The sequence below is a fragment of the Aeromonas sp. sif2416 genome (genome assembly GCF_019218665.1).
Classification (GTDB): domain Bacteria; phylum Pseudomonadota; class Gammaproteobacteria; order Enterobacterales; family Aeromonadaceae; genus Aeromonas; species Aeromonas encheleia.
Map to the genome: position 1 here is coordinate 64,569 of NZ_JAHUXC010000007.1, position 14,064 is coordinate 78,632.

15 protein-coding genes and 3 tRNA genes are annotated in these 14,064 nt (G+C 57.9%); 9 read left to right on the forward strand and 9 right to left on the reverse strand.

Annotated elements, in window-relative coordinates:
• Positions 1-565 precede the first annotated feature (565 nt).
• Complete coding sequence (locus KW821_RS14120) at positions 566-1,921, forward strand: anti-phage deoxyguanosine triphosphatase (protein ID WP_218291897.1); 1,356 nt, start codon at positions 566-568, stop codon at positions 1,919-1,921.
• A gap of 399 nt (positions 1,922-2,320) precedes the next feature.
• Here the strand turns inward: KW821_RS14120 and cysS are convergent, their stop codons facing one another.
• Positions 2,321-3,697: a cysteine--tRNA ligase gene (cysS, locus tag KW821_RS14125; protein ID WP_218291898.1), complete on the reverse strand. Its 1,377-nt coding sequence runs from the start codon at positions 3,695-3,697 to the stop codon at positions 2,321-2,323.
• Between the two features lie 203 nt (positions 3,698-3,900).
• Here cysS and KW821_RS14130 point away from each other — a divergent pair, with 203 nt between their 5' ends.
• The 4 genes from KW821_RS14130 to KW821_RS14145 all read left to right on the forward strand — a co-directional run bounded on the left by KW821_RS14130 (position 3,901) and on the right by KW821_RS14145 (position 6,147).
• Positions 3,901-4,398 carry a peptidylprolyl isomerase gene (locus KW821_RS14130; protein WP_042654677.1) on the forward strand — a complete coding sequence of 166 codons (498 nt, stop codon included), beginning with the start codon at positions 3,901-3,903 and terminating at the stop codon, positions 4,396-4,398.
• Positions 4,388-5,023, forward strand: coding sequence for a DUF4269 domain-containing protein (locus KW821_RS14135; RefSeq protein WP_218291899.1), 636 nt, complete (start codon positions 4,388-4,390; stop codon positions 5,021-5,023). Before KW821_RS14130 ends, KW821_RS14135 begins: the two co-directional genes overlap by 11 nt.
• A 34-nt stretch (positions 5,024-5,057) precedes the next feature.
• Positions 5,058-5,786: a UDP-2,3-diacylglucosamine diphosphatase gene (gene lpxH / locus KW821_RS14140; protein WP_042654675.1), complete on the forward strand. Its 729-nt coding sequence runs from the start codon at positions 5,058-5,060 to the stop codon at positions 5,784-5,786.
• Between the two features lie 112 nt (positions 5,787-5,898).
• Positions 5,899-6,147, forward strand: a complete 249-nt coding sequence (locus tag KW821_RS14145) for a GlsB/YeaQ/YmgE family stress response membrane protein (protein WP_042654674.1) — start codon at positions 5,899-5,901, stop codon at positions 6,145-6,147.
• A gap of 112 nt (positions 6,148-6,259) precedes the next feature.
• Here the strand turns inward: KW821_RS14145 and KW821_RS14150 are convergent, their stop codons facing one another.
• Positions 6,260-6,547: a putative quinol monooxygenase gene (locus KW821_RS14150; protein WP_218291900.1), complete on the reverse strand. Its 288-nt coding sequence runs from the start codon at positions 6,545-6,547 to the stop codon at positions 6,260-6,262.
• A gap of 220 nt (positions 6,548-6,767) precedes the next feature.
• On the opposite strand from KW821_RS14150, the gene KW821_RS14155 reads away from it, so the two are divergent.
• Entirely contained in the window at positions 6,768-6,977 is a 210-nt protein-coding gene (locus KW821_RS14155) for a hypothetical protein (RefSeq protein WP_218291901.1), read from the forward strand.
• A gap of 358 nt (positions 6,978-7,335) precedes the next feature.
• Here the strand turns inward: KW821_RS14155 and KW821_RS14160 are convergent, their stop codons facing one another.
• Positions 7,336-8,043, reverse strand: coding sequence for an Ig-like domain-containing protein (locus tag KW821_RS14160; RefSeq protein ID WP_218291902.1), 708 nt, complete (start codon positions 8,041-8,043; stop codon positions 7,336-7,338).
• Positions 8,044-9,200: 1,157 nt separating this feature from the next.
• Here KW821_RS14160 and KW821_RS14165 point away from each other — a divergent pair.
• The 3 genes from KW821_RS14165 (at position 9,201) to KW821_RS14175 (ending at position 9,943) form a co-directional block, all read left to right on the forward strand.
• Positions 9,201-9,413 (forward strand): hypothetical protein, encoded by a 213-nt coding sequence (locus KW821_RS14165; RefSeq protein WP_042654669.1) that lies wholly within the window; start codon positions 9,201-9,203, stop codon positions 9,411-9,413.
• Between the two features lie 90 nt (positions 9,414-9,503).
• Positions 9,504-9,749 carry a DUF6868 family protein gene (locus KW821_RS14170; RefSeq protein WP_218291903.1) on the forward strand — a complete coding sequence of 82 codons (246 nt, stop codon included), beginning with the start codon at positions 9,504-9,506 and terminating at the stop codon, positions 9,747-9,749.
• 35 nt (positions 9,750-9,784) lie between these two features.
• Positions 9,785-9,943, forward strand: coding sequence for a Rha family transcriptional regulator (locus tag KW821_RS14175; RefSeq protein WP_218291904.1), 159 nt, complete (start codon positions 9,785-9,787; stop codon positions 9,941-9,943).
• 6 nt (positions 9,944-9,949) lie between these two features.
• Here the strand turns inward: KW821_RS14175 and KW821_RS14180 are convergent.
• The 6 genes from KW821_RS14180 to uvrY all read right to left on the reverse strand — a co-directional run bounded on the left by KW821_RS14180 (position 9,950) and on the right by uvrY (position 13,992).
• Positions 9,950-10,036 (reverse strand) — tRNA-Leu (locus KW821_RS14180).
• A gap of 41 nt (positions 10,037-10,077) precedes the next feature.
• A tRNA-Cys gene (locus tag KW821_RS14185) sits at positions 10,078-10,151 on the reverse strand.
• Positions 10,152-10,186: 35 nt separating this feature from the next.
• A tRNA-Gly gene (locus tag KW821_RS14190) sits at positions 10,187-10,262 on the reverse strand.
• A 181-nt stretch (positions 10,263-10,443) separates the two neighbouring features.
• Positions 10,444-10,998 carry a CDP-diacylglycerol--glycerol-3-phosphate 3-phosphatidyltransferase gene (pgsA, locus tag KW821_RS14195; RefSeq protein WP_042654593.1) on the reverse strand — a complete coding sequence of 185 codons (555 nt, stop codon included), beginning with the start codon at positions 10,996-10,998 and terminating at the stop codon, positions 10,444-10,446.
• 277 nt (positions 10,999-11,275) lie between these two features.
• A complete protein-coding gene (gene uvrC, locus KW821_RS14200; protein ID WP_218291905.1) occupies positions 11,276-13,126 on the reverse strand; it encodes an excinuclease ABC subunit UvrC in 1,851 nt (616 codons plus the stop codon).
• A gap of 221 nt (positions 13,127-13,347) precedes the next feature.
• Positions 13,348-13,992, reverse strand: coding sequence for a UvrY/SirA/GacA family response regulator transcription factor (uvrY, locus tag KW821_RS14205; RefSeq protein WP_011706579.1), 645 nt, complete (start codon positions 13,990-13,992; stop codon positions 13,348-13,350).
• Positions 13,993-14,064 lie beyond the last annotated feature (72 nt).

Below are 14,064 nucleotides of genomic sequence, written 5' to 3' on the forward strand. Positions count from 1 at the left end.
AGGACGCCGTCCTCGACCGGTGCAATCCGTTAGCGTCTCGAGCTTTCGGTTTGATCCCCTCTCCCCTTGCGGGAGAGGGTTAGGGTGAGGGGTCGCCAACAGCTTTGGGCATGGCTTTGCCATGCAGGACGCGAGGACGCTGTCCTCGACGGGGTTTCGCCCGCCCTTCGGGCTTGGGCGAGTGACTTTTCTTTGCGTGGCCAAAGAAAAGTCACCAAAAGAAAGGCCATCCCCGCTTGTTCGCCCTCCTTCGTCGGGTTCCCTCGGTTCACCCGTTTGTCCCACGGCACGCGCCGATGGGCCATCCCTGGCCCAGCGGCGCTCGCTCGGCGTCCTGCCTCGCGGCCTGGACAAACGGGCTCACCTCGGCGAACAACAGGGGGCAATACCCAACCCGAGACCCCGAGACCTGTTAATAGCGCCCTGTGTATTCGGGGAGTAGCCTGATATTAAAGGCCTGATAGTAAGCATCTAACTCTGATAACAGAGTATCACTCGAATATCCGATTGTGTTTTACTAATCGGACTAAATAATTGGAATTAAAAATCAACTTAGAGATTATTTATGACAAAAATTAGTCACAACCAACCAGAATATTGGATTGGACGAAAAAGGCAAGATGATGAGGGATATCCATCTAAAAGATTCAACTCTGACAATGGTGATTCTCAATATCAGAGAGATAGAGCTAGAATTATACATTCTGCAGCATTCAGACGATTGCAAGCAAAGACTCAGATTCTTGGCATTGGAGAAAGTGATTTTTACAGAACCAGATTAACCCATTCATTAGAAGTTGCTCAGATAGGATCTGGTATCAGCGAGTTTCTTCATGAGAAATACAATTCCGATGAGGATATAAAGAAATGGATACCATCACTTAGCTTAATAGAAACTATTGGATTAAGTCATGATTTAGGACACCCCCCCTTCGGTCATGGTGGAGAAGTTGCATTAAATTATGCGATGATAAACGAAGGTGGTTTTGAGGGGAATGGACAGACATTAAGAATCATAACAAAATTAGGTGAATATTCACCACTCAATGGAATGGATCTGACACGGAGAAGTATTCTAGGTATATTAAAGTATCCGTCACCATACAGTAAAATGCATAATTATAAAAAGACTATATCTAACACACAGATTCCACCTGTGAACTTAGATAACTACCATCCACCTAAATGTTATCTAGACGATGAAATTAATGATGTAAATTGGGTTCTGCACTCAATTCCACCACATGACATACTAACCTTCACCGACATTCAGCATAACGAAAACAAGCATCATAAGACAAAATATAAATCGTTTGACACCAGCATAATGGAATTAGCCGACGATATATCATATGGCGTTCACGACCTTGAAGATGGTATTGCTCTGGGGTTAATAACTAAAGACATGTGGATGAATGAAGTTGTACCTGAAATAAAAATCCACAAAGAAAACAAAATAATAGATGAATTAGATTTTTATACAGAAAAATTGTTTTCAAGTTCAAACAAAGATAGAAAGCACGCAATAAGCAAACTGATTGGTCATTTTATATCATCCATATCTGTAAAGAGAAAGGAATTATTTGAGACAGAGCTTCTAGATTTAGGCGTAACGCTTCCAAATGACAGCCAAAAAATTCTAGAATCACTAAAGTCATTAGTTATGAGTAGAGTAATCAAAACCCCTGAAGTACAAGTATTGGAGTACAAAGGGCAACAAATTGTTCTCAGACTATTTGAAGTACTTAGTTCTAATCCAGAAAGACTTTTACCTAGAAGTACATTTGAAAAACATAAAAATGCAGAGAATAAAGAACGTGTAATTTGTGATTACATTTCTGGCATGACAGATAACTATGCTACAAAACTATATCACAAGTTATTTACACCTAGTAATGGTTCTATTTTCGACAAACTTTAAATAGTCCACTATTTTTAATATCCATAAGCTGCTATATGTATAATCACAACTAATATCAGCAGACAACGCCATTTACAAAACTCTCATTTAGTTTTCTACATTCGGCAAAATAAATCTAATGCTTAATGTAAAAACACACCATTACGTTACCCTGTCGAGGGCCGCGTTCTCGCGTCCTGCATGGCGAAGCCATGCCATGTAGGCGTTGGATGACATTCCGCTAGGGAATGACGTTAGCTCCCCTCACCCTAGCCCTCTCCCGCAAGGGGAGAGGGGATCAGAGCGGAGGCAGCGAAGGCTTAAGAGGCTCCGAGGGAAAAGACACAAACAAAAACCGCAGCCCTAGGGCTGCGGTTTTTTATTTTGGTTAACCTGTTGGCTCTAACAGAGCAACCGACCTTAGGCACGGCGCCAGCTGGTCTTGCCGGCGCTGTCTTCCAGCACTATGCCCATCTCGGTGAGACGGTTGCGGGCGGCGTCGGCGGCGGCCCAGTTCTTGTCGGCGCGGGCCTGGTTGCGCTGGGCTATAAGCTGCTCGATCTCGGCCACTTCCTCATCGGCGTCATTGCCCTTGAGGAAGGCGTCCGGATCCTGCTGCAGGATGCCGAGCACGGCGCCGAGTTCGCGCAGGCGGGCACCGAGGCCGGCGGCCACGGTCAGGTCTTCGGCCTTCTGGCGGTTGATCTCACGCACCAGATCGAACAGGGCGGAGTAGGCTTCCGGGGTGTTGAAGTCGTCGTCCATCGCCTCCTTGAAGCGAGCCACCTGCTCGTCACCACCGGCGGCCTCGGCGGCAGGCAGGTCACGCAGGGCGGTGTACATCCGCTCCAGCGCGGCGCGGGCCTGCTTAAGGTTGTCTTCCGAGTAGTTGAGCTGGCTGCGGTAGTGGCCAGACATCAGGAAGTAACGCACGCTCTCGGCGTCGTAGTGGGCCAGGACGTCGCGGATGGTGAAGAAGTTGCCGAGGGACTTGGACATCTTCTCTTTGTCCACCATCACCATGCCGCTGTGCATCCAGGTGTTGACGTAGTCGCCACCGTGGGCGCAGCAGGACTGGGCGATCTCGTTCTCGTGGTGCGGGAACTGCAGATCGGAGCCGCCGCCGTGAATGTCGAAGTGGTTGCCAAGGTGCTTGGAGTTCATGGCGGAGCACTCGATGTGCCAGCCGGGACGACCCGGGCCCCAGGGGCTGTCCCAGGTCGGCTCGCCGGGCTTGGACATCTTCCACAGCACGAAGTCGAGCGGGTTGCGCTTGGCATCCACCACATCGACCCGGGCACCGGCCTGCAGCTGCTCCAGATCCTGACCGGACAGCTTGCCGTAGTCGGCAAACGACTCGACGATGAACATGACGTCGCCGTTGTCGGCCACGTAGGCGTGATCCTTGGCGATCAGGGTCTCGACCAGCGCGATGATCTCATGGATGTGCTGGGTGGCGCGCGGCTCGACGTCCGGGCGCACCATGCCGAGGGCATCAAAATCCTGGTGCATGTCACCGATCAGGCGCTCGGTCAGATCGTCGCAGGTCACCTGGGTCTCGGCGGCGCGCTTGATGATCTTGTCATCCACGTCGGTGACGTTGCGCACGTAGTTGAGCTGGTAGCCGCTGTAACGCAGGTAGCGGGCCACCACGTCGAAGGCGACGAAGGTGCGACCGTGACCGATATGACAGTGATCATAGATAGTGACGCCACACACATACATGCCCACCTTGCCCGGGTGGATAGGTTTGAATTCTTCTTTTTGACGAGTGAGTGTGTTGTATATCTTCAGCATCTTATGACCACTGCCTGTGAGTAAAATGGCCTGCCATTCTACCCGCATCCGGTGGAGAAAACGAGGCAGAAAACGCGCCGGATCCTGCGTGCCATCTATGCCGCAGGCCCCCGATGGGCTAGAATTGCCACCACTTTAGGCCATAGCCCACGCAACAGCCGCGAGCCGCCTTCGTGCCCGCGCAACATTTGAAAGGACATATCATGGTTACTCTGCACACCAACCACGGCGACATCACCCTCACCCTGCACGCCGACAAGGCCCCGGAAACCGTGGCCAACTTCCTGCAATACTGCCGTGACGGTCACTACGACAACACCATCTTCCACCGCGTCATCGACGGCTTCATGATCCAGGGCGGCGGTTATGCCCCCGGCTTCGAAGAGAAAGACACCCGCGCCTCCATCAAGAACGAAGCGGCCAACGGCCTGTCCAACAAGATTGGTACCGTCGCCATGGCCCGCACCATGGAGCCGCACTCTGCCAGCGCCCAGTTCTTCATCAACGTGAACAACAACGACTTCCTCGACTTCAAGTCCGCCACCAGCCAGGGCTTCGGCTACTGCGTGTTCGGTGAAGTGAGTGCCGGCATGGACGTGGTCAACAAGATCAAGAGCGTCAAGACCGGTAACCGTGGCCGTGTCCATCAGGACGTGCCGGTAGAAGATGTGGTGATCACCAAGGTGACCCTTGCCGACTGATTGTCGCCTTCTGCCAGATGAAACGACTGCGGCCCCGGCCGCAGTTTTTCCATCTGCACGCGCCACACGCCCCGACTGGCGCCGCCTCGACTACCTGGCCCTTGGCAACGCACGCCAACGCTCGGCCCATGCCCTGTTGACCGCGGGGCTGTGGGATGAGCTGGGGCAGCTGTGCCAGGACGTGGCGCTGGTGAGCACCCTGACCATAGGGCTCGACAGGCCCGGCAGCGATCTCGATATCCTCTGCCGGCATAGGGATCCCGCCGCGCTGGCCACCCTGCTGGCCGAACGGGGCTGGCAGCGCCGCGCCTTGGCCAATGGCGTCTGGTTGCTGGAGCAAACCCTGGCTGGCGCCGATGGTCACCCCTGGCCCGTCGAGCTCTATGTCACCCCGGCGCGGCTCGAGACCCTGCACGGCTGGCGCCATCTCAGCCTGATGGCGGCCCTGCTCGAGCACTTCGGCCATGACTTCCATCGGGCCGTGCTGCGCCTTCGCCTCGCGCAGGGCCTGAAAGGCGAAGCCGCCATCTGCCAGCTGCTCGGCCTGACGGGCGATCCCTATCTGGCGTTGTTGACGCTGGAGGGGACGGACCTTGCTCGGTTAAACTGGCAACCTACCCCATGACCCACCCAGCCTCTTTCGGGATCCTTAGCGCACCATGACGACCACCCTTTTTATCAGCGACATTCACCTCTGTGCCGCCCGCCCCGACATGACGGCCGCGCTGGTCCGCTTTCTGGCGCACGACGCCCCCGGCGCCGATGCCCTCTATGTGCTGGGGGATCTGTTCGAATTCTGGATTGGCGACGATGATCTCACGGCGCTCCATCAGGAGGTGGCCGCCGCCTTCCTGACCCTGAGCCAGCAAGGGGTGCCCATCTATTTCATCCACGGCAACCGCGACTTCATGCTGGGCAAGCAGTTTGCCAGGCGGGCGGGCATGACCCTGCTCGGCGATCCCTGCGTCATCGAACTCTATGGCGAGCGGGTGCTGCTGAGCCACGGCGACATGCTCTGCACCCATGATGTCGACTACCAGAAGTATCGCCGCATCGTAAATCTCAGATGGCTGCGCTGGCTGTTCCTGCGCCTGCCACTTAGCCGCCGTCAGGCCATCGCCCACAAGATCCGCGGCCAAAGCGGGACCGAGAACCCCAACAAACATCGGAGCATCATGGACGTCACCCCGGAGGCGGTCGATGAGCTGATGAGACAGCATGAGTGCCGCACCATGATCCACGGCCATACCCACAGACCCGCCATCCACGACTTCAGCCTCGATGGGGCGCCTGCCCGCCGCATCGTGCTGGGGGACTGGTTCGAGCAGGGATCTATCCTGGTCTGCTCCCCCGCGGGCCAGCGGCTCGAGACCCGCGCCCTCAGTTAGTCAGGGGGAATTGTTCTCATATGGCCATTGATGAGCCATGCCCGTCCGGGGTGCGATGCAATACAGATCCCTGCGTATACTCTGGTTTTCTGCACACAATGAGGACGACGTTATGGGCTTTATGACCTGGATCGTATTGGGATTGATCGTCGGCATCCTGGCCAAGTGGATCATGCCGGGCAAGGATGGGGGCGGTTTTATCATGACGGTGATCCTGGGGGTGATCGGTGCCATGGTGGGTGGCTATGTCAGCACCCTGCTCGGCATGGGTACGGTCAACGGCTTCAACCTGCCGAGCATTCTCATCGCGACCGTGGGCGCCTTGATGGTGCTGTTTATCTACAACAAGGTGCGCAGCTGAGCCGCCCACTCCCCCTGGCGCCATCCCTGTGTTCCCCCAGGGCCAAGATCCGAAACCTGGTGTTTCGGATTTTTTATGGCCGCCGCGCCAGCCTGAGCGCCTGGCCAGGGGATCACGCGAACGCATCCATCAGCAGGTAGGTGCCGGGCAGCCGCTGATGCCGATCGATCAGGGGCACCAGCCGCCTGAAATGCTCGGTGGCGCAGTGAGCATCCAGGGCCGCTCGATCGGGCCACGCCTCCAGGAACACGAAGTGCCCGGGATCCTTCTGATCGACGCACAGTTCATAGGAGATGCACAGCGTCTCCGCCCTGGTCTTCTCCACCAGCTCCCGATACAGCGGCATGACCGCCTCGATACGATCCGGCTTGATGAAGTCCTGCGCTATGACCTTTAGCATGAGTGAGCTTCCCCCTCGTTTCGCCTGACGATAAATCCAGAAGGCCGACTCTAGCCCAGCCCGATGCCCGATGCGAACCCTTTGAGCAGGAGGATCGCGAGCCATGGCCGGCGCATCGCCCGGTTAGCTTATCGGGTGAGGGTATAAGCCCGACGCTGGCCAGCCCGCCCTTGCCTATCATTGAATAAACCCACGCTGCAGACCAGGTCGGGAGGTGCCTATGACCGAACAGGCGAGAGCGCGTCTGCGAAAACTCATCACCGATAGCGGCAAGTCGCGCGAGGAGTGCGAGCAAGACGGCGTGATCGAGGAGCTGGTAGCAGACACCACCCTCTTCGGCGCCGATCACAACGAGGTCTTGTGTGTGCTGGAGGCATGGAGCGGCTCACCCAGAAGGAGGCTGCTGCTGGAATTCCTCTTCGAGGATTAGCATTCGCTAGCGAGGTACAGCCAAAGAAGGCCCCAGGATCTGGGGCCTTCTTCCATCTGCCTGAGCCCCACCGCCTGGCCGATGGTGCCGCATAAAACGGTGCCATCCGCATCACAGGGAAAGCCTGCAGCACTCTGCGCCGCCCGGGCACTGTCTGGGTTGGGAAGGCGGCACCCTTCACCTGCAAATAGGCGGCGCGACCAGATCAATGGCGGCATTCTGGAGGCGCACTTTCTGACCCAACGGGGATCTGCAACGGGAAGTAAAACGAAGGGGGTTTAGGGGGGACGAATGGCAGAGCGGGCGCTCTGCCGTCATGGTCACACTGGTAGGGTATTACCCGTTACCACAACGTCAGTCACGGGGTCACGGCCAAGTCTGCGGTGGCATTGAAGTTCTGCCCATTGAGCATCCCGCTCGCGGTAATGGTGGTGATGCCCGCCCCCACGGCGGTCGCCACCCCTTTGCTGCCGGCGGCGTTGCTGACGGTGGCCACCGCCTCATCACTGCTGCTCCAGTTCAGGGCCGGGTTGTTGGTCAGATCCAGGAGGCTGCCATCTGAGAGTGTCCCATTAGCGGCAAAAACGGTGAGGACAATCGGCTGTGAATCCGAGGGCGGCATGCTGGCGGCAGCCGTGGGGGTGAGGGCCAGATCGGTGACGACGGCATCCATCACCTCCAGCCGGGCGCTGGCCTCAAATACCCTGCCATTCTCGGTACCCGTGGCGTTGATGGTGGCTATCCCGGCCCCGACAGCGGTCGCACGACCAGTGGCATCGACGGTGACTATGCTGGCGTCACTGCTGCTCCACTGAAGGATCACGTCATGGGTGGCATCATTTATCGAGCCATCGTCCAGGGTGATCTTGGCAATAAATTGTTGTTGTAATCCTGCCGGGAGGCGGCTCTCTGAGGGGGTGACTTGCAGGCTGGTGATCCGGGCTGCGTCTGTTCCATTACCTCCACCGCCCTCACCGGGCACGGGTACCATGGTTTCGGTATCACAGCTGCCTAAAAACAGCGCCATGGTGCCGAGCAGCACATATTTTACATTGAGCACACTCATGATGGATTCCTTGAGGTTTGTGTTCGTTCAATTTTCGTCCCTGTCTGATCTGACTTCGTTGATGTGCAAGCGGGCGGCTCCTTTTGTGATAAAGCGTCAAGCGTACGTCAGCTTCTGCCGCTCTGCGCGCAAGGGACGGCGCCCAATACGAGGCCATGCATGGGTCATGAGTTCGTTTGGATACCACCGCCTGATGATGGTCTCGCCGGCCTGGCACTCCACTTTTCCCCGTGAAACTGTGGCCCCGCCACTGCGGTGGTGCGCTATCGGATTGATTCGATGGGAGCTGGGCTGATTGAGGCTGTAGCGGGTGGCGCGGATCAGGGCAAGATGCATCGCCGCGATTGAAACCCGATCCACCGTGCCAAGTCCGCAACAGGTTTCTGAGTATTTTTTGTTCTATCCAACGGTGTCTGCCGCTGATATTGAATGGATAGCCTCAGATGGACCGCCGACGGGATATGGATGCCATCTGCTGGTGGATGACGGCTGGATCAAGGCGCCATGCCCGCTACAGGGCCCGCCTGATAAGCCACAGCACCAGACCGCTTTCCTAGCGGTGAACGATCTCCCATCAGGGCGACACCAACCACCTGCACTGGACGTGAAGCTGGAAACACGGCAGGCATAAATCCGTGGGGAAAGAATCTGGGCATCGAGGGCGTTTTCCTCCTGCCACTCCCCTGGCCACTTGAGCTCGTTGCACACCGCTCGTAGGTAGGCAGCTTGGCCTTGCGGGCCTCGCCATGGCACAGGCTCTGGCCATGCCCATTGCGACCAGATCGAAGAGGCTCCACCTGTCGTTCGGTTCCACCTGCCCCTCCGGCCAGGGCTTGCCCTTGTCCGGGTCCAGCCCAACGCGCTCGAACGCCAGCTCCTCGTCCTGGCTGGCAAGCGGCTTGCGCACTCGTGATATCGATGGCTTTTCCTTGCCCGAGGTTTGCGCGCTGACTGTTATCCCTCCGCCACCGACATACCGCCATACCGCCATACCGCCATACCGCCATACCGCCATTATCCCTCATCGGGCCTGTTTAACCGCGGCGCCGCCCGGCATGAAGGGGACCTGCGTGAACTAAACTAATTACCTGCTTGCTCGTCTCGACCGACTCGTTTAGCCCGATCACTGGGCAAGCTCAGCAGTTGAGGAGATTGTCATGAAGATGTGGAAAGTTTGCCTGATAGCAGCACAACTCTTGCTGGCAGCCTGCGCCTCCAATGGCGGGGCGACGCCTCCCCCGAGCGGGGATGACGGAAGCAATGCCGGCGGTAAGGGCAGTGGCGGCGGGGGCATGGGCGGTGGTTACTTTACCGATGAGCCCAAAGCACAGTTCGGCATGTCTATGGTGACCACTCCATCACCAAAGTGATGGTCACCCGTGTATTTCAAGCTGGTGTTGGCGCCATGCACGCCTGAGGCTGACACCGGCACCTCTCTCTGGGCACTACAGGACATAGTCATGGATCTGCACACTCTAAAGGCATTCCTGCTCGGCTGCCTGGTCATCAACTATCTCATCCTGCTGGGGTGGTTTGCCGCATTTGTGTTTGCCCACGGCTGGATGTACCGACTGCACAGTCGCTGGTTCCACCTCTCCGAGGAGCGCTTCGATGCCATCCACTACCTGGGGGTCGCCGTCTATAAAATCGGGGTTCTGCTGTTCAATCTGGTGCCATATTTGGCTCTGCTTATCGCGACCGGCTGAGCATAGCGGTGTTCTTTCAACAAGGGGCATCCGAAATGACCAAAGACGGTTTCATCTCTGTGGTGATGGGCTTCACCGGCAAGCAGGCCGCGCTGGCCGCCCGGCCCACATTAAAACATCTGCGGGGATCAAATCTGGACACTGAGAGCAAACAAAAAAGGCCACTATCGCTAGTGGCCTTCGTAAGTCTTTGATTTTAATGGTGCCCGAGGCCGGAATCGAACCGGCACGCCTCGAAAAGCGAGGGATTTTAAATCCCTTGTGTCTACCGATTTCACCACTCGGGCACCGCAATCGGTATCAAGCCCGCGTGGCGGGCTTGTCAATATGGAGGCACGTTCCGGAGTCGAACCGGACTAAACGGATTTGCAATCCGCTGCATAACCGCTTTGCTAACGCGCCATGCAAAAGAGAGTTGGCTCTCGATTGTCTGAATTTGGAGCGGGAAACGAGACTCGAACTCGCGACCCCGACCTTGGCAAGGTCGTGCTCTACCAACTGAGCTATTCCCGCATCGGTCTGGCTGATTGCCTGACTACGAGGACGCATTCTAGCGATGTTCCTCGTCCAGTCAACCAAAAACATTTAATACTCTGATCGTTCGGGTGTTTTTTACCCTTATCCCACACTTTCACCGCTCATGGCCGTTTCCCGGCTCCAATGGCAGGGAAACGGCGGTTTGCCTGCCGGCAGACTAAAAGCGGGAGTGGTAGGTCAGATCACCCCAGGCGGCCTTCATGTACTGGAACATGGACCAGAAGGTGAGCACTGTCGCCACATAGAGCAGCACGTAGGCGAGCCACACCATCCAGATGTCGTACTGCCAGATGAGGCCAGTGAGCGACACCATCTGGATCATGGTCTTCCATTTGCCGATCCAGCTGACCGCCACCGAGGAGCGCTTGCCAAGCTCGGCCATCCACTCGCGCAGGGCGGAGATGATGATCTCGCGGCCGATCATGGTCATGGCGGGGATGGTGACCCAGATGGTGTTGTAGTGTTCAACGATGACCACCAGGGCGGCGGCCACCATGATCTTGTCGGCGACCGGATCGAGGAAAGCGCCAAAGGCGGTGGACTGGTTCAGCTTGCGGGCGAGATAGCCATCAAACCAGTCGGTCGCCGCCGCCACGATAAAGACGATGGCGGCCGCCATGTAGGACCACTGATAGGGAAGATAGAACAGGATGACGAAGACGGGGATGAGCAAAATCCGAAAAAACGTCAGCAGGTTAGGAATATTTGTCATTATTTTTCAGCCACTTCTTGTATGCCGCTACATGGTAGCCCCAAGCCGATCGCAGATGCAACCGGGTCGGTGCCCGCCTTGGTCTATGAATCCATCAATAACCTCAGGATGGGGCCATTATGGCATTGGCGGGCCCCCTGCGTCACGGCCCTTGTACGTCAGAAGGGTGAGTTTACCCCCGCTCGGCGGCGCTAATACAAGAGCAGCGCATCGTGGATGCTGTGGGGTTAACCAACTCCTGGCTGATGCCGGATACCACTTGCCCTGAACAGAAGGCTCAGAGCGAGTGCAGCGCATCATGAATGGACTGGGCCAGCTCCTGGCTGATGCCGGGCACCTTGGCGAGCTCGTCCACCCCTGCCTTCTTCACCTCCTGCAACCCGCCCAGGTACTTGAGCAGGGCCTGCCGGCGCTTGGGCCCCACCCCGGGAATATCTTCCAGAGTACTGGTGGTGCGCGCCTTGGCCCGCCGGGCGCGGTGGCCGGTGATGGCAAAACGGTGAGATTCATCGCGAATGTGCTGGATAAGGTGCAAAGCGGGCATATCTGCCGGCAGGTGCAGCTCTTCGTGACTATCTCCCAGGATCAGGGTCTCCAGCCCCGCCTTGCGGGTCACCCCCTTGGCGATGCCCACCAGCAGCGGGTACTTGCCGCCGAGAAACTCCAGCTGACGAGTCAGGATCTCCTCGGCACGGCGCAGCTGGCCGAGGCCGCCGTCGATAAACAGCACGTCCGGCACCTTGTCCGGCTCCTGCAGCTTGCCGAAGCGGCGCTCCAGTGCCTGCTCCATGGCGGCGTAGTCATCGCCGCCGGTGATGCCGTCGATGTTGAAGCGGCGGTATTCCGACGAGAGCGGCCCCTCCCGGTTGAACACCACGCAGGAGGCCACGGTGCGCTCCCCCATGGTGTGGGAGATGTCGAAACACTCCATGCGGGCGATGGGGGCCTCCAGCTCCAGCAGCTCCTCCAGCTGACTGAAGCGGGCGGTGGTGGTGCTCTTGTGGGCGAGGCGCGAGCGCAGCGCCGTCTCGGCATTGATGGTGGCGAGCCTGATGAAGCGTGCTCGTTCACTACGAGTGCGGCTCTGCACCCGGACCTTGTAGCCCGCGGTCTGGCTCAGGGTCTCGGCGATCACCGCCTCATCTTCCAGCGCCACGTCCAGCAGCACCTCGCTCGGGATCTGCCTGCCCCCCTGCCCCGACAGGTAGAACTGCAGCAGGAAGGATTGCACCACTTCCTCGGGCGGCGTATCCGCCGGCACCTTGGGGAAATAGCTGCGCGAGCCGAGCACCTTGCCCTGACGAATGAAGAGCACATGGATGCAGGCCGCCCCCTGATCGAAGGCGACGCCGACCACATCCAGCTCGTCGAGCACGTTGCCGCTCACCGACTGCTGCTCGGTCACCCGCCGCAGCGCCTGGATCTGATCCCGGTAGCGGGCCGCCTCCTCGAAGCGCAGATCGCCGCTGGCGGACTCCATCTTGCCCACCAGCTCTCCTATCACCTGCTGGTTCTTGCCCGCCAGGAACAGCTTGGCCAGCTCCACCTGCTGGGCATACTCCGCCTCGCTCACCAACCCGGCCACGCAGGGTCCGGCGCAGCGCTTGAGCTGATAGAGCAGGCAGGGGCGGCTGCGGTTGGCATAGACCGCATCCTCGCACTGGCGCACCGGGAAGATCTTCTGCATCAGGTGCAGGCTCTCGCGCACGGCGCCACCGGAAGGATAAGGACCGAAGTACTCCCCCTTCACCTTGCGGGCGCCGCGATGAACGCCGATACGGGGATGCCGGTGGGCGGTGATGATGATCCAGGGGTAGGACTTGTCGTCGCGCAGCAGCACGTTGTAACGCGGCTGGTACTGCTTGATGAGGTTGTGCTCGAGGATCAGCGCCTCGGTCTCGGTGTGGGTCACCGTCAGCTGGATATCGGCGATCTGGCGCACCAGGGTGCGGGTCTTGATGCTGTCGACGTTGGTGCGAAAGTAGGAGGCGAGCCGCTTCTTGAGATCCTTGGCCTTGCCCACGTAGATGCAGGTGCCGCCCTGATCATACATGCGATAGACGCCGCTCTGATGCGTCACCGCGTTCAGAAACGCCTTGCTGTCGAAGAGGGGCTCAGGAGAGGTCATGATGGCTCCGGCGACAGACGTCGATATGCTGGTGCGCCACCGCGCTCAGAAACGCCTTGCTGTCGAAGAGGGGCTCGGGGGAAAGGGTCATCTGCTACTCGGCTCAAAACAAAGGGGTCAAGGCTCATGAGCAGAGGATACTGCGCCCCGCCACCCGAAAGCAAAAGGCACCGGAAAGCAAAAGGCGGCCCGGGCCGCCTTTTGCGCATCAGGGTTTCCGGTTACAGGGTGTCAGCATCCAGCATGCCATAGCGAATGGCCAGATGGGTCAGCTCCACATCGCCATTGATGTTGAGCTTGCTGAACAGGCGGTAACGGTAGCTGTTGACCGTCTTCGGGCTCAGGTTCAGCTGCTCGGAGATATCGGTCACCTTCTGTCCCTTGGTGATCATCATCATGATCTGCAGCTCGCGCTCGGAGAGGGACTTGAAAGGGTTCTCGTCGGCCGAGGCAAACTGGCTGAGGGCCATCTGCTGGGCGATCTCCGGGGAGATGTAACGCTGGCCGGAGTGCACCAGCCGGATGGCGTGGATCATCTCGTCCGGGGCCGCGCCCTTGGTCAGATAACCGGCGGCGCCCGCCTGCATCACCTTGGTGGGGAACGGGTTCTCTGAATGAATGGTCAGCACTATGATGCGCACATCGGGCCGGATCCGCAGGATCTTGCGGGTCGCCTCCAGGCCGCCGATGCCCGGCATGTTCATGTCCATCAGGATCACGTCGGGGTGGTGTTGCCGGCAGAAGGTCACGGCTGTCTCGCCGCTCTGTGCCTCGCCCACCACCTTGATCCCGCGGACATCCTCCAAAATGCGTCTTATCCCTGTACGCACCAACTCATGATCATCGACCAGGAATACATTAATCACCCATACACCCCGTTTTTTATCTCGTTATATGCCAGTTAGGGTTAACACGGCGTCTTGCATCATAACCAAACT